Genomic DNA, 14,732 nt, shown 5'->3' with positions numbered 1-14,732 from the left:
GAATTATGCAGCTACGACAATCCGCTGTCCGCAACGTTACCTGCGGTGAGAACGTGGTGATTTATGAACCCGCCAATCTCTATGACTGCATACTGGAAGACAACGTTTTTGTCGGACCATTTGTAGAAATCCAGGGCAACACGCAGATTGGCGCAGACAGCAAAGTTCAGTCGCACACCTTCATCTGCGAATATGTCACCATCGGTTCCCGCTGTTTTATCGGGCATGGCGTGATGTTCGCCAACGATATGTTTCGGCAAGGAAAACCCAATGCCGACCGCACCAGTTGGGGAAGAATTACGATTGGCAATGATGTCTCGATCGGCAGTGGGGCGACCATTCTGGCAGTCACAATCTGCGATGGCGCAGTCATCGGCGCGGGAAGCGTGGTGACAAAATCGATTACCGAGAAAGGCGTGTACGCGGGCAACCCGGCAAAATTATTGCGTCGTTTGTAAGCTGCCGGATGGCGGCATAAATGCCTTCTCCAACCGACAATATAGGTAGTTTGTAGGCCGGATAAGCGCAGCGCCATCCGGCTGGCAAACGGCTCGATCAACGGAAATTCACGCTGCGATCGCTGGTCATATCATACAGACCAAACTTACGTCCAAGCTGCTGCCCACCGTCACGCGTCAACGGCGTCCAGCCAATCGCCGCACGGCTGCGGGTCGGGCCTGACGAGAACAGATCCAACGGTACGGAAACGTACACCCCTTTGGTAAAATCGCCCTCTCCGTACTCATCCGGCGAGGCGTCGGTGATGGTCGCATAGCCGCCCACCACCACTCCGCTGTCGAAGCGTTTGGCAATTTCCAGCGTTCCCCCCTTATCTCCCGCCAGATACTGGCCTACGCTGGCTTTCACCAGTACATCCTGGGCGAATGAAGGATTCCAGTAAGCCGTCAAATGCCCGGTCTTCACGCTGTAGTCGGTGAATTTCATCATATCCTGCGCGCTACGCCAGTCACGCTGTTTCACATAGTTGGCGTCAATGCCAAACGCCCAGTTGCTGTCTAACGGACGATACAGCACTTCTGCCCCCGCCCCGCCGTACATGGTCTCCAGGTAACCAGCGTAAACCTGTCCATAGAACCCGTTTCCGAGTGACTGAAAGTAGTTGGCCTGCAGGTTATTCACGTAGACATCGTTTTGCACATACTCGCGCACATGGGTACGCACGCGTGGTAAATGCGAATCCTGCGGCGGGTTAGTGTAGTTAAATTTGTCATAGTTATTGGCGAGGTTGGCGAACAAACTCCCGGTGGTCAGCAGATGATCGGTCACCCACCAATCCGCCGTTCCCATCACGCCCAACTGGTACATATAGAAGTTTTCCGGGCCGCCCACCGACTGATTGAGCACCGGATCAATATGAAAATCAAAGCGAGACTTATCAATATACCAACCCTGCTCGGTCGTTTTCGGCACCACAGGCTCAACGCGTTTTTGCGCCAGCGGGGTTTCATGACCCAACGGCTCACCTTCCAGGTGTCGCTTAAGGCTGGAAACATCCGTTTCGGTCGTAACCTGCGGCAAGTTAAGGCGATTTTCGGTAATACGGATCGTGCGGATCCCGTCGGGAAGGGAGTTCATCACGATCCGATTGGCGCGTTCGATCCCTTCTCGCGAATCACGATATTTCACCTGTTCGCCGGTCACATACAGCGTATCGCCCTGCACCTGGATTTTGGGATCCGCCAGCCCGGCGTTATATTTCAGCAGCGTTAACTGATTCGCCACTACCGAATGTTGCAGAATCGCATCCTGCGGCTGTGGTTGATACTTCGGACGGGTGTTATCGTTATAGTTTGGTCGCAAGTCGTTGAAGTTAGTCCGCAGCGTGAACCCAAACATAAAGGTGTTCCTGCGCTCATAGCTGAGGTTAACGTCGGCCCAATCGGTGACGCGATAGATAGCGCCGACGTTAAACTTGCTCTTTTGATCCAGCTTGCCCGCAAAATCCTGCTGGTAATTATTGCCTTCATACTCCAGTTTCAGGCGCAGCGGCTGCCAGGGTGTCTGATATTCCACGCCGCCAAACAATGATGCCGGACCATGAAACATCTGACTGCCGTCAATAGAACCAGCCTGCTTGTAGCTGTTATCGCGATGACAGAATTTATCGCTGTATGAGCAAAACGGATTACTGACGTTACCGCTGGTGCCAAGATATCCCCAGCCCAGGCCAAGCGAGAAATCAAACGGCCCCCAGGCTTTATTCGCCACAATATACTCCGCATCAAACAGGCCAGTTCCGCCGATATCGCGCGCGCCAACGGCCAGCTGCGGCATCCAGTAGCTCTCTTCCCACAGCCGCAGTTTGAGGTCAAACGCCTTATCCTTGTATGTCTGATCGCCTGAAAACGACTCGACGCTGCTGTATTTTTTGGTACGCACATCGGTATAGCGCAGCGTGGTTTCCAGCCACGGGAACAGTTGCACCGACGCAGAGTAGTAGCGGTACTGATCGTTATCGCGGTAGTTGAGGCTCATTTCGCCCTCGCGCGCCATGCGTGCGGTTGGCGTTTGCAGCAGCCCCACACCGCCAAAATCGGACTGCGAAGGCCCAATGGGCGCGGGCCAGGTTTCACCGTGGCAGGCAACGCTTACGCCCAGCGCCAGTAAGCTGAGCAGGTAAGTTTTTCTCATTATTCAGGTATCCGCTGGGTCAGGGTGCGAAGAATATCAGCATTGATTTCATCCGGGGTGCTGCTCCAGACAGCATCAGAGAGTCCGACAAAAATGATGCTGCCGGGCATCGGCTCAACGTGACGTTTGTTCCAGTAAGCAATCGGTACTTTCTGCGTGCGCCCGTCGGGATAGATGACCCAGGCGAAGCTACGATCCGCACCGCTAAGCCGACTTTGCCCATCGAGATAGCTGGCAACATCACGCCCGGGCACAAACGGTTGTTTACCCGGACGGCTTAGCAGGCCAAACAGCGTGATATCCGTTGGCTGCGGTCCGACCCACAGCGTGTAATTGCCCTGCAACGGCGGGTTGCCTCGCTCGCTGACGCGCACCACATCCGGGTCAAGGTTAATTTTCTGTCTGCCGGTCACCTTCAGCGCGTGAATTTGCTGGCGCAGCGTGTTGATAGCCGCGGCATCAACACCGTTTTCTTCAGCACCCAGCGCTGCCAGACGAGCCAGTAATGCCTGCTGCTGACGCTCTGCCTCCGTCGTTGCCCGCTCTTCGCTGATAACCGCGCCTGGCCACCAGCTATTACTCAATCGCGGCTGTCCAACCAGGTCGAGCAGATGTTCGGCCCCGGTCAGCGTTTTCGGCTCTGCGCCGGTGGAGGTAAAGACCTTAACGCTACCCGCAGCAAAAACAGACGCGGCGTTCAGGCTCAACAGCAGCGCCATAACAACTCGTTTGATCATGATTTTGCCGCCTTAATCAGCGTGGTTTTCACCGGGAAGTAACGTGCGCCAAGAGACTGTTCCGACTGGCGAATCTGCCCTTCACTGTCGATCCAGTAGCGGTTATGCCAGCGCGTTTGATCGGTGGTGACCTCTTCATCGAGGATCCGTACCGGCGTGTTATCACTGCCGACCTTGATGGTGTCTGTGCCATCCCATCTGAAAACCGATCGGGCGGTGGCATAGCGTATCTGCTGATGTTCAGTCCAGCCCATCGTGCGGGTCCACGTTGCGCCGTCGACTATCTGATTGGGTTTGATGAGCGGGTCTGCAGCCAGATTATTCACCTCGAGCAGGTTATCTCCGCCAAGGTGCGTTTTCACAATGCGCCCATGCTGCGTGACGAGAATAGCCCGATCCTGAGTCACCCATTTCTGCTGTCCATTTTCTGCAAACGCGAGTACCACAAACAGCTGGGGACCGCCGTTAAGCTGCATATACTGGCTGGCGTAGGGCATGTTTTGGATTTCATCGTCCGTCATCTGTACGCCGGGAGTACCAAACACGCTATCCCACAGCGAATGACCCAGCCCTTCGGTAGAGGCTGAGCAAGCCTGCAGTAGCAGGCAAACCATTATGAGCGCTGGTCGCTTCACGACGTTTCTCCGCATTATTGCCGGGTGGCGCGACGCTTACCCGGCCTACAAATCCCACAGGCTTTTGGCAATTCAAAATAACCACACCGAAGTGTGGTTAGAATTAAGCGTACCTTTATTACTGGGTACTGGTGGTTGTGGTGGTAGTGGTTCCGGTATTAGAACCATCGCCGCCACCGGTCGCCGCCAGGGCAACCCCTACCGCAGAACTTACGGTGCTCACGCTGGTTGCGGAGGAACTTCCTGCCGAAACCGACGCGGCAGCCGACCCTGCAGCCTCACCCACCTGAACGGGGGCGGCATAGACAGAGGTCGCCGCAAGCGCAGATATAGCCCACAGGCCATACAGAACTTTTTTCATTACAAATTCCCTTCATTGTATGAATGGAGATTTACCCAAAAGAATTTCGGGCGAGATCGAGTATACACAAGCCAAAGTGTGCAAATTACTCCTGACGGGAATTTAGGATAATGAGAAAAGAAAGTAGATCGCTATTATTAATCAATAATATTAAATACTAAAATCAATTAGTTAAATTATATGCACAGAAAACACAATATCCGTAAATTCTGAAAACGACAGAAATTAAATTCCGTTGAGTTAATTATTTTAGGATTAAGCTCAATTAAGGTGTGAAGCAAAAACGTAGATATCCTGGAGCAATCTTATAAAAAAGCCGATATTAATATCGGCTTTTTTTATAAGTAATCTGCAAATTCATTCGAATTGCAGCAAGGCGGCAAGATCGTTAAGCCCCGGGAGCATAGATAGCTATGTGACCGGGGTTAACGAACGCAGCCAACACCGCTGCGGTTCGAAGGAAGAAGCAGATTAACGCCAGGACTTATAACGGTTAATCAAACCGTTGGTAGAACTGTCGTGGCTGCTCACTTCGGAACCATCTTTCAGCTCTGGCAGAATGCGGTTCGCCAGCTGTTTGCCCAGCTCAACGCCCCACTGGTCGAAGGTGAAGATGTTCAGGATGGCGCCCTGAGTGAAGATTTTGTGCTCGTACAGGGCAATCAGCGCACCCAGGCTGAACGGCGTGATTTCGCGCAGCAGGATGGAGTTGGTCGGACGGTTGCCTTCGAACACTTTGAACGGCACCACGTGGTCCAGCGTTGCCGGATCTTTACCCTGATCGCGATATTCCTGCTCAACCACTTCGCGGGATTTACCGAACGCCAGCGCTTCGGTCTGCGCAAAGAAGTTAGACAGCAGCTTCGGATGGTGATCGGACAGCGGGTTGTGGGTAATCGCCGGGGCGATAAAATCGCACGGTACCATTTTAGTACCCTGGTGGATCAACTGGTAGAACGCATGCTGGCCGTTAGTACCCGGCTCACCCCAGATGATTGGGCCCGTCTGGTAATCCACTGCATTGCCGTTACGGTCAACGTATTTACCGTTGGATTCCATGTTGCCCTGCTGGAAGTAGGCCGCGAAGCGGTGCATATACTGGTCATACGGCAGAATCGCTTCGGTTTCGGCACCGAAGAAGTTGTTGTACCAGATACCGATCAACGCCAGCAGCACCGGCAGGTTTTTCTCAGCCGGAGTGGTGGAGAAGTGTTTGTCCATGGCGTGGGCGCCGGAGAGCAGCTCAACAAAGTTGTCGAAGCCTACGGACAGGATGATCGACAGACCAATCGCTGACCACAGGGAGTAACGACCGCCAACCCAGTCCCAGAACTCGAACATATTGGCGGTATCAATACCGAACTCGCCAACCGCTTTACCGTTAGTGGAGAGCGCAGCGAAGTGTTTGGCAACGTGCTTGTTGTCGCCTGCGGTCGCCAGGAACCAGTCGCGCGCGCTGTGGGCGTTGGTCATGGTTTCCTGGGTAGTGAAGGTTTTGGAAGCGACCAGGAACAGCGTGGTTTCCGGGTTCACTTTCTTCAGCACTTCGGCAATGTGCGTACCATCGACGTTAGAAACAAAGTGCATGTTCAGGTGATTTTTGTACGGGCGCAGCGCTTCGGTCACCATGAACGGGCCGAGGTCGGAGCCGCCGATACCGATGTTCACTACATCAGTAATGGCTTTACCGGTATAGCCTTTCCAGCTTCCGGAGATGATCGCTTCAGAGAAGGATTTCATCTTCTCCAGCACCGCATTTACTTCCGGCATCACATCTTTGCCGTCAACGATGATTGGCGTATTGCTACGGTTACGCAGCGCCACGTGCAGCACGGCACGGTCTTCAGTACGGTTGATTTTCTCACCGGAGAACATGGAATTGATGGCACCTGCCAAATCGGTCTCTTTCGCCAGGTCCTGCAGTTTAGCCAGCGTCTCTTCAGTGATGCGGTTTTTGGAGAAATCCACCAGCATCAGATCGTCAAACGTCGCGGAAAACTTAGTGAAGCGATCGCTATCTTTCGCGAACAGATCCGCGATAGTAACGTCTTTCATTTCTTCAAAGTGTTTTTGTAGTGCCTGCCAGGCTGAGGTCTGCGTTGGATTGATGTTTTTCATTAGCAATACTCTTCTGATTTTGAGAATTGTGACTGAGATCGATTGTAACGCCAGTCACAGAAAAGTGTGATTGTTTTAATGCCATTGCCAGGGCGTCCGCCAAACGAGGCTAAAAAGTATAGCGGTTATCAGCGTAGTTATTAGTACCGTTACTCAACGCAGTTGCAGCATAAAAAATCCGCATAATCCCAGCGTTGACAGTACAGGCCATGCCTTTTATTTATATACATAAAGTCATTCGATATGCGTCACGGCGGCAAACCTGAGAATCCACAGAAGCTTACTGAAGTAAGTGACTGTGGTGAGCAGGTGCAGCCAACGAAGAGGCAGATTGAAGGACGAAATGTAATACGGTATTTGCGCCTGCACCGGTTTCCGTTCTGCCTTATGTGCCATGGTCGCTCTATTCATTCCCTGACACGAGGTAGTTATGACTGATGTAGTTGTCTCCAAATTTGGCGGTACCAGCGTGGCGGATTTTGATGCCATGAATCGCAGCGCTGATGTAGTGCTTTCTGATGCTAACGTCCGTGTAGTGGTACTTTCCGCTTCCGCGGGGATTACCAACCTGCTGGTCGCACTGGCTGAAGGGCTGGAGCCAACCGAGCGCTTCGAAAAACTCGACGCCATTCGTCAAATCCAGTTCAATATTCTGGAACGCCTGCGTTATCCAAACGTGATTCGAGAAGAGATCGAGCGTCTGCTGGAAAACATCACCACGCTGGCAGAAGCGGCGTCACTGGCGACCTCTACCGCGCTGACTGACGAACTGGTCAGCCACGGTGAACTGATGTCTACCCTGCTGTTCGTCGAAATCCTGCGTGAACGCAACGTGCAGGCGCAGTGGTTTGACGTGCGTAAAGTGATGCGTACCAACGATCGTTTTGGCCGCGCAGAACCTGACGTCGCGGCGCTGGCCGAACTGGCAACGCTCCAGTTGGCCCCGCGTCTGAGTGAAGGTCTAGTGATTACTCAGGGCTTTATCGGTAGCGAAAGCAAAGGCCGCACCACCACGTTAGGACGCGGCGGCAGCGATTACACGGCCGCCCTGCTGGCCGAAGCGCTGCACGCAACACGCGTTGATATCTGGACCGATGTTCCTGGCATTTACACGACCGATCCGCGCGTTGTTCCGGCTGCGCAGCGTATTGATGAAATCGCCTTTGAAGAAGCCGCGGAAATGGCGACCTTTGGCGCGAAAGTGCTGCACCCGGCAACCTTGTTACCTGCCGTTCGTAGCGATATCCCGGTGTTTGTGGGTTCCAGTAAGGATCCAAAAGCAGGCGGGACGCTGGTATGCAATAAAACCAAGAATCCACCGCTGTTCCGTGCGCTGGCGCTACGCCGTAAACAAACGCTGCTAACGCTGCATAGCCTGAATATGCTGCACTCTCGCGGCTTTTTAGCGGAAGTGTTCGGCATCCTGGCACGCCACAACATCTCGGTAGATTTAATCACCACATCCGAAGTCAGCGTGGCGCTGACGCTGGATACCACCGGTTCAACTTCCACCGGGGATACACTGTTAACACAGTCTCTGCTGATGGAACTGTCTGCCCTGTGTCGGGTTGAAGTGGAAGAAGGTCTGGCGCTGGTGGCATTGATTGGCAACGATCTGTCCAAAGCCTGCGGCGTGGGTAAAGAGGTGTTCGGCGTACTGGAGCCGTTCAACATCCGCATGATTTGCTACGGCGCATCCAGCCACAACCTGTGTTTCCTGGTGCCCGGTACTGAAGCCGAGCAGGTCGTACAGAAACTGCATCATAATTTGTTTGAGTGATATCAGCCTGATGCCGGATGCGGCAAAATGCCTTATCCGGCCTACGGGGAATTTGTAGGCCAGATAAGCGGCAGCGTCATCGGGCAACACGGTCATGACATCACTGTCTCGTATAACAGTCTGTCCAGTTCCCTGACATCCCCTTCCTGACTATCCGGTAACGTCGGCGGAATCTCTCCTCTTTCCAGTTCGGCGCGGATAAACGCATGCAACAGTGGACGGCGCGGACCATATTCCGCCTCACCCGCACACTTCTTACGTTCCAGCAGCTCATCAATTTCCTGACGCAACGGCGCATCCAGTTCGCTCCCCGCCAGCAGCTCGGCAAAACGCATCGGCGGCACGCCTTTCCCCGCTTCTACCCAACGCACCGCCAGCAGCGGGCGCAGGACATAGAAGTATTTTTTCAGCCGTACGTCGTCCCCCTGCAGATAGCCACGGAAGTTTTTCCGCGCCATCGAGTAGTAGTGCCAGCGGGCACGTAGCGGGGAAAACCATTTGGGCATCAATGCCTTCAGCGCTGACACGGTTGCTTCATCCTGCTGATAGACCATTGGAGAATCCAGCCACTCGATGAGCGTTGGGTTTGCGCCTTTGAGCAGCCCCAGCGCCTTGCGCCATTCCCAGCCGCATACGTCCAGCTCATCATCTATCGGCAACTCGATAACATCTCGTGGCGCCTCGACCCGCAGATACCACTCGGGTGGATGAACATAGAGAAATCGCACGTCGTAGTCGCTGTCCGGCGAGGCAAATCCCCAACCGCGGCTGCCGGATTCACAGGCATACAGCACCCTGACGCCATAGCGCTGCTCTACCTCTTTTAGCTGGCGCAATACCCTTTCGCGCATCGCGCCGTCCACTGTGTTGTAGCTCATTATTCTTATCCTTTTATGTTCACAAGGCCGTGCAGTACCTGGTCGAGGCCACCAAACACCGAGATTTTATCGATACGTTCAGCGACTCTTTCGAGGGTTTCCAGCTCTTTTAAGCGCAGCGCCACCGGGTTGTTTTCCATTACTTTCGCAGTATTCAACAGCGATCGCGTCGCGGCAGTCTCTTCACGACGGCGGATAACGTTGGCCTGAGCGGATTTCTCAGCTTCAACCAGTTGGGACAAAATGGCTTTCATATCTCCCGGCAGGACAATATCTTTCACGCCGAGCGAAGCCACCTCAATACCAAACGGCGTCATTCGGGCTTTCACCTGTGCGCTCACCACCTCATCGATCACCTGCTTATCTTCCAGCAGCTCGTCCAGCGTGCGCGTTCCCACCGCTTCACGCAGCGCAAACTGTAACTCGCGGTAAAGGTGGTCCAGCGGTTTGGTCAGTTGACCAAAAGCCTGCAACACATCGCTATAACGCCAGTTTGCGGCCAGATTTAATCGCAGATTGACCTTATCTTTGGTCAGGATCTCTTGCCCGCCGACCTCCAGCACCTGTAAACGGGTATCAACAACTTCAGCTTCAATCAGATGGTTTATCTTCCAGTATGCGGTCAAACCCGGCGGTAACAGCGCCTGGGTTTCGCCATCAATTTTCAGCACACCAACGTGCCACGCAGGAACTTGCACCGTTAAGATGGCTTCACGACCTTTCACCGTACCGTTACGTCGTGGCTGTAATACCGCATTCATCACCTCAACCGGTACCAAAACCTGACGAGTATCCATGCGAACCAGCGTCAGCGCTTCCTCTGCGCGCCAGTAAAGACGGCGTGTGGCTGGCGGACAGATCTCCTGTAAAACACCGTTGACATACAACGCTCCAGCTTCAGTATCCGTCGTATCAGCAACCAGGCAGTAACGCTCCACCCATGCAGGCTGGAATCGGCGTAAATACTCCGCCAGCGCTTGCGGTACTTCGCTACCATCCATATTAACAATCAGCACTTCGGGGGCGTTAAACCACGGTAAACGGTGCTGCCCAGACTCCAGCGTCTGATAGTAATCGCCCTCGAGGGATAAAAGACCTAACTGCCCTTTTTGTATCGTGATTTTCTTAGCCATTTTATTATTCCTTAACGTCGTTCAGGCGCGGGTGCAGGTGCGAAGCGGCAGGGGAATTCCCTTTTGCCTGTCGCACGGCATCTTTACCGGCAGCCTGTTCTGGAGGATGCTAACTGCGCACCGCTCCGTTTTAGTTCTATGATTAACAACCAGTTTTCATTCGGAGGATGAAATTGGGAATCGAACCCACTGTGTGTCATCGGCTGACGGAACACTTCCGGAAAACAGCCAGTGCCGTTCCTGACGTGCCGGCGGGGTTTAACCCCCTGCGTTTTCAGCGTGATTGACGTAGAAGTTATTGCCAGAAGCGTGCCAAAAAGAAAAATACGGCGATTAAATTTTTAACTCATTGATTAATTTTCATTTTATTTTTCACGCGTAGATTTAAGATTGCCGTAGCGAAGATATTTTTTTATCTTTTTATATCGATATTTATCTTTTGGTATAACCCATGAAAAAGCGGCGGGTAGTGATTGGCGTATTGGGCACGGTGCTGGACAAACGCGGTAAACGAGCTAATCGGTTTAAAAAGTGGCGACCGACGGTTGGATTGTGCCAACAGCCTGATTTCCCTGTCGACAGGCTGGAACTGCTGCACCAGCCACGCGACGAGAGCATGGCGCAAAGGTTGATTGAAGACGTCGCGCTGCTCTCACCTGATACCGAAGTACGCCCGCATGCCGTGACCATTAACGACCCCTGGGATTTTGAAGAGGTCTACGCCGCCTTCCTCGACTTCGCCACCCACTACAGCTTTGATACGGAAAACGAAGAGTATCTGGTGCACATCACCACCGGGACGCATGTCTCACAAATCTGCTGGTTTCTGCTGACGGAAGCCCGCTACCTGCCCGCCAGCCTGCTACAAACCAGCCCGGCACCAACCGGTTCATCGGACGAGGCCGTCGCCGCTGGCGTCTGCTCGGTTATTGATCTCGATTTGAGCCGCTATGCCACGCTCACCAGTCGTTTTCAGCGCGAACAGCAGCAGTCGGTCTCCTTTCTGAAGGACGGGATTGATACGCGCAACGCTACCTTCAATAAACTGATCGATCGCATCGAGCGTGTGGCATTACGTTCGACCGACCCGATCCTGCTCACTGGCCCCACCGGCGCGGGTAAATCCTTCCTGGCGAAACGTATTTTTCAGCTACGCCAGTCGCGGCACTTGGTGGCGGGAAAACTGGTTGCGGTCAACTGCGCAACCCTGCGTGGCGACAATGCGATGTCTACGTTGTTCGGACATGTGAAAGGGGCGTTTACCGGCGCCCTCACGGCGCGCAGCGGACTGCTGCGTGAAGCGGATGGCGGCGTGCTGTTTCTCGATGAGATAGCCGAACTGGGATTGGACGAGCAGGCCATGCTGCTAAAAGCTATTGAAGAAAAAACCTTTTTCCCGTTTGGATCGGACAAAGAGGTACACAGCGATTTTCAACTGATTGCCGGAACCCATCGTGATATGCAGCAATGGGTCGCAGAGGGCCGTTTTCGCGAAGATCTCTACGCTCGTATCAACATGTGGAGCTTCGCCCTGCCCGGTTTGTCGCAGCGGCGGGAAGATATCGCCCCGAACGTCGAGTATGAGCTACACCGTTTTTCCAGCCGCAAACAGATGCAGATCCGTTTCGACAAAGAGGCACGCGTTTGCTATCTGGCATTTGCCTGTTCCCCACAGGCCCAGTGGCGCGGCAATTTTCGCGAACTAAGTTCATCTATCGCGCGAATGGCAACGCTTGCCGAACAGGGACGCATCACCTTATCCCTTGTCGAAGAGGAAATTGCGCTGTTAAAGGAGGGTTGGCAGATTGCCGCTTCGCAACCTGAACTGAAAATGGATATTGATCTGTTCGATCGCCGTCAGTTAGAAACAGTACTGGAAGTGTGCCGCCGCAGCGCGTCGCTGTCGGAAGCGGGACGCGAACTGTTTGCCGTCTCACGGCAGAAGAAAGCCAATCCTAACGATGCAGACCGCCTGCGCAAATATCTCGCCCGCTTCGGACTTAGCTGGGAAAGCGTTCGCAGCGGAACATAAACATAATTTGTTTGAATAATATTCCATCACGCGATAAACAATAACTATAGCCGGGCTCGAACCCGGCTTTTTTATAACAACACAACACATTTCAATCGCAAGGAATATAACATGCTCGCTACTCTCACGCGGCTGTTCCCGTTATGGGCGCTGCTGCTCTCTGTTATTGCGTATTACACGCCCGCCACCTTTACGCCCGTCGGACCATTTGTGCCGTCATTACTGATGCTGATTATGTTCGGCATGGGCGTTCACCTGAAGGTGGACGACTTTAAACGCGTACTCTCACGTCCTGCACCAGTCGCAGCGGGTATTTTCCTGCACTATCTGGTGATGCCGCTCGCCGCATGGATTTTAGCGCTGGCATTTAACATGCCGCCGGAATTATCCGCAGGGATGGTGCTGGTCGGTAACGTCGCCAGCGGAACGGCATCAAACGTCATGATCTATCTGGCAAAAGGCGATGTGGCGCTCTCTGTGACTATTTCATCGGTTTCAACGCTGGTCGGCGTGGTCGCCACCCCGCTGCTGACGCGGCTGTATGTCGACGCGCATATCCAGGTGGATGTGATGGGTATGTTGCTGAGTATCCTGCAGATCGTGGTCATTCCGATTGCTTTGGGACTGGTCATTCATCACCTGTTCCCACGCATGGTAAAAGCTGTGGAACCGTATCTGCCCGCATTTTCTATGGTGTGCATTCTGGCTATCATCAGCGCCGTCGTGGCGGGTTCCGCCTCGCACATTGCGTCCGTCGGCTTTGTGGTGATTATCGCCGTGATCCTGCATAACACCATTGGCCTGCTCGGCGGCTACTGGGGCGGAAAACTGTTTGGTTTCGACGAGTCAACCTGCCGTACGTTGGCTATCGAAGTGGGCATGCAGAATTCAGGACTTGCCGCTGCGCTGGGCAAGATCTACTTTGGCCCGCTCGCCGCCCTGCCCGGCGCGCTGTTCTCCGTCTGGCACAACCTTTCCGGTTCTCTGCTGGCAGGCTACTGGTCCGGTAAGCCGATCACAGAGAAAAAACGCCGCTAATTGTCTGCTGTAGGCCTGATAAGTGTAGCGCTATCAGGCACAATGCGAGCACGTCGCCGGATGGCGGCTAACGCCTTATCCGGCCTACCCAGCCTCTGCACTTTGCCGTACACTGAGGATATCGGCTTACAGAGGGCACCCATATGGCACTCCCCCGCATTACCCAAAAAGAGATGACCGAGCGCGAACAGCGTGAACTGAAAACGTTGCTCGACCGCGCGCGCATTGCGCATGGCCGACTGCTGACCAACGCTGAGACTAACAGCATCAAGAAAGAGTACATCGATAAACTGATGGCTTTGCGCGAAGCAGAAGCTAAAAAAGCCCGCCAGTTGAAGAAAAAGCAGGCTTATAAACCGGATGCGGAAGCATCGTTTTCCTGGTCAGCGAATACGCCAACGCGCGGCAGACGTTAACGTCCTTTCTTCTTACGCCCCGGCGAGGTAAAACGCTTACCGTTTGTCGCCGGGCGCGATTTCTCTTTCTCTGCCGATTTTTCGATTTTCACCACCGGGCGCTTAATGCCTGCGGTTTTGGGCTTCGCTTTCGCCTTCGGTTTGGCTTCTGAGGACGAGTTCTCAATCAGCTTGAACAGATCGATCAGTTCGTCATCCGTCAGGTCGCGCCATTCACCAAGCGGCAGGCCGGACAAACCAACGTTCATGATACGCGTACGCTCAAGTTTGGTAACTTCATAGCCAAAGTGCTCGCACATACGACGGATCTGGCGGTTCAGCCCTTGAATCAGCGTAATGCGAAACACAAATGGCGCTTCTTTCTTTACCTTACATTTTTTGGTAACGGTGCCGAGGATTGGCACACCGGCCCCCATCCCGCGGATAAAGTCATCAGTAACCGGCTTATCTACCGTCACCAGATACTCTTTTTCGTGATCGTTACCGGCACGCAGGATTTTATTCACCAGGTCGCCGTGGTTGGTCAGAAAGATGAGTCCCTGAGAATCTTTGTCCAGACGACCGATTGGGAATACGCGCTTGCTGTGATTGACGAAATCAACAATGTTGTCGCGTTCGCTATCTTCGGTGGTGCTGACAATCCCTACCGGCTTGTTCAGCGCGATAAAAACCAGATCTTCCGCTTCACGCGGCTCAATCAACCGACCATTTACTTTTACGACGTCGCCAGGCATCACCTGATCGCCAATGGTGGCACGTTTGCCATTCAGGAAGACATTTCCTTGTTCGATAAAGCGATCCGCCTCGCGACGCGAGCAGATTCCACTTTCACTGATGTATTTATTTAATCGGATGGATGAGTCGGGCAGCATAGTTTCTCCTGTATACACTTCATCCTTCAAGCTGTCTCTGCGTTGGCTGCCCTCACTCCCCCTGGTCACATAGCACTCTA

13 protein-coding genes are annotated in these 14,732 nt (G+C 53.5%); 5 read left to right on the top strand and 8 right to left on the bottom strand.

Going from position 1 to position 14,732, the window contains the following annotated elements:
- Window positions 1–5 precede the first annotated feature (5 nt).
- Window positions 6–458, top strand: coding sequence for an acyltransferase (locus E1B03_RS02610; RefSeq protein WP_133085644.1), 453 nt, complete (start codon window positions 6–8; stop codon window positions 456–458).
- Between the two features lie 97 nt (window positions 459–555).
- Here E1B03_RS02610 and E1B03_RS02605 read toward each other — a convergent pair whose 3' ends face one another.
- The 5 genes from E1B03_RS02605 to pgi form a co-directional block, all read right to left on the bottom strand.
- Window positions 556–2,652, bottom strand: a complete 2,097-nt coding sequence (locus E1B03_RS02605) for a YjbH domain-containing protein (protein WP_133085643.1) — start codon at window positions 2,650–2,652, stop codon at window positions 556–558.
- Window positions 2,652–3,389: a capsule biosynthesis GfcC family protein gene (locus E1B03_RS02600; RefSeq protein WP_103771827.1), complete on the bottom strand. Its 738-nt coding sequence runs from the start codon at window positions 3,387–3,389 to the stop codon at window positions 2,652–2,654. The genes E1B03_RS02605 and E1B03_RS02600 overlap by 1 nt, the downstream gene beginning before the upstream one ends.
- Window positions 3,386–4,024: a YjbF family lipoprotein gene (locus E1B03_RS02595; RefSeq protein ID WP_103771826.1), complete on the bottom strand. Its 639-nt coding sequence runs from the start codon at window positions 4,022–4,024 to the stop codon at window positions 3,386–3,388. The genes E1B03_RS02600 and E1B03_RS02595 overlap by 4 nt, the downstream gene beginning before the upstream one ends.
- Window positions 4,025–4,142: 118 nt before the next feature.
- A complete protein-coding gene (gene yjbE, locus E1B03_RS02590) occupies window positions 4,143–4,385 on the bottom strand; it encodes an exopolysaccharide production protein YjbE (RefSeq protein ID WP_003826562.1) in 243 nt (80 codons plus the stop codon).
- A gap of 471 nt (window positions 4,386–4,856) precedes the next feature.
- Window positions 4,857–6,503, bottom strand: a complete 1,647-nt coding sequence (gene pgi / locus E1B03_RS02585) for a glucose-6-phosphate isomerase (protein ID WP_133085642.1) — start codon at window positions 6,501–6,503, stop codon at window positions 4,857–4,859.
- Between the two features lie 430 nt (window positions 6,504–6,933).
- Here pgi and lysC point away from each other — a divergent pair, with 430 nt between their 5' ends.
- Window positions 6,934–8,283 carry a lysine-sensitive aspartokinase 3 gene (gene lysC / locus E1B03_RS02580; protein ID WP_103771825.1) on the top strand — a complete coding sequence of 450 codons (1,350 nt, stop codon included), beginning with the start codon at window positions 6,934–6,936 and terminating at the stop codon, window positions 8,281–8,283.
- A 92-nt stretch (window positions 8,284–8,375) separates the two neighbouring features.
- On the opposite strand, the gene E1B03_RS02575 is transcribed toward lysC, so the two are convergent.
- Window positions 8,376–9,161, bottom strand: a complete 786-nt coding sequence (locus E1B03_RS02575) for a nucleotidyltransferase domain-containing protein (protein WP_133085641.1) — start codon at window positions 9,159–9,161, stop codon at window positions 8,376–8,378.
- Window positions 9,162–9,166: 5 nt separating this feature from the next.
- Window positions 9,167–10,294 (bottom strand): slipin family protein, encoded by a 1,128-nt coding sequence (locus tag E1B03_RS02570; protein ID WP_133085640.1) that lies wholly within the window; start codon window positions 10,292–10,294, stop codon window positions 9,167–9,169.
- Window positions 10,295–10,745: 451 nt separating this feature from the next.
- Between E1B03_RS02570 and rtcR the strand changes: the two genes are divergently transcribed.
- The 3 genes from rtcR (at window position 10,746) to E1B03_RS02555 (ending at window position 13,780) form a co-directional block, all read left to right on the top strand.
- On the top strand, window positions 10,746–12,326 hold the full coding sequence (rtcR, locus tag E1B03_RS02565) for an RNA repair transcriptional activator RtcR (RefSeq protein WP_133085639.1): 1,581 nt from the start codon (window positions 10,746–10,748) through the stop codon (window positions 12,324–12,326).
- 111 nt (window positions 12,327–12,437) lie between these two features.
- The gene (gene panS, locus E1B03_RS02560; RefSeq protein ID WP_133085638.1) at window positions 12,438–13,364 is read left to right on the top strand and encodes a ketopantoate/pantoate/pantothenate transporter PanS; all 927 of its coding nucleotides are present in this window, start codon (window positions 12,438–12,440) and stop codon (window positions 13,362–13,364) included.
- Window positions 13,365–13,507: 143 nt separating this feature from the next.
- Window positions 13,508–13,780, top strand: coding sequence for a YjbD family protein (locus tag E1B03_RS02555; protein WP_003826541.1), 273 nt, complete (start codon window positions 13,508–13,510; stop codon window positions 13,778–13,780).
- Here E1B03_RS02555 and rluF read toward each other — a convergent pair.
- The gene (rluF, locus tag E1B03_RS02550) at window positions 13,777–14,652 is read right to left on the bottom strand and encodes a 23S rRNA pseudouridine(2604) synthase RluF (RefSeq protein WP_103771820.1); all 876 of its coding nucleotides are present in this window, start codon (window positions 14,650–14,652) and stop codon (window positions 13,777–13,779) included. The two genes, E1B03_RS02555 and rluF, sit on opposite strands and share 4 nt — an antisense overlap.
- Window positions 14,653–14,732: the final 80 nt, after the last annotated feature.

It is taken from the genome of Citrobacter arsenatis (assembly GCF_004353845.1).
In the GTDB taxonomy this organism is placed as follows: Bacteria; Pseudomonadota; Gammaproteobacteria; order Enterobacterales; family Enterobacteriaceae; genus Citrobacter; species Citrobacter arsenatis.
Note: the sequence above shows the minus strand (reverse complement) of the source record. Positions and strands in the feature narration are given on the sequence as shown.

Excerpts from the sequence above, each read along its gene's own strand:
- E1B03_RS02610 (WP_133085644.1), top strand. The coding sequence starts at position 6 with ATGCAGCTACGACAATCCGCTGTCCGCAACGTTACCTGCGGTGAGAAC.
- E1B03_RS02605 (WP_133085643.1), bottom strand. The coding sequence starts at position 2,652 with ATGAGAAAAACTTACCTGCTCAGCTTACTGGCGCTGGGCGTAAGCGTT.
- E1B03_RS02600 (WP_103771827.1), bottom strand. The coding sequence starts at position 3,389 with ATGATCAAACGAGTTGTTATGGCGCTGCTGTTGAGCCTGAACGCCGCG.
- yjbE (WP_003826562.1), bottom strand. The coding sequence starts at position 4,385 with ATGAAAAAAGTTCTGTATGGCCTGTGGGCTATATCTGCGCTTGCGGCG.
- pgi (WP_133085642.1), bottom strand. The coding sequence starts at position 6,503 with ATGAAAAACATCAATCCAACGCAGACCTCAGCCTGGCAGGCACTACAA.
- lysC (WP_103771825.1), top strand. The coding sequence starts at position 6,934 with ATGACTGATGTAGTTGTCTCCAAATTTGGCGGTACCAGCGTGGCGGAT.
- E1B03_RS02575 (WP_133085641.1), bottom strand. The coding sequence starts at position 9,161 with ATGAGCTACAACACAGTGGACGGCGCGATGCGCGAAAGGGTATTGCGC.
- E1B03_RS02570 (WP_133085640.1), bottom strand. The coding sequence starts at position 10,294 with ATGGCTAAGAAAATCACGATACAAAAAGGGCAGTTAGGTCTTTTATCC.
- rtcR (WP_133085639.1), top strand. The coding sequence starts at position 10,746 with ATGAAAAAGCGGCGGGTAGTGATTGGCGTATTGGGCACGGTGCTGGAC.
- panS (WP_133085638.1), top strand. The coding sequence starts at position 12,438 with ATGCTCGCTACTCTCACGCGGCTGTTCCCGTTATGGGCGCTGCTGCTC.
- E1B03_RS02555 (WP_003826541.1), top strand. The coding sequence starts at position 13,508 with ATGGCACTCCCCCGCATTACCCAAAAAGAGATGACCGAGCGCGAACAG.
- rluF (WP_103771820.1), bottom strand. The coding sequence starts at position 14,652 with ATGCTGCCCGACTCATCCATCCGATTAAATAAATACATCAGTGAAAGT.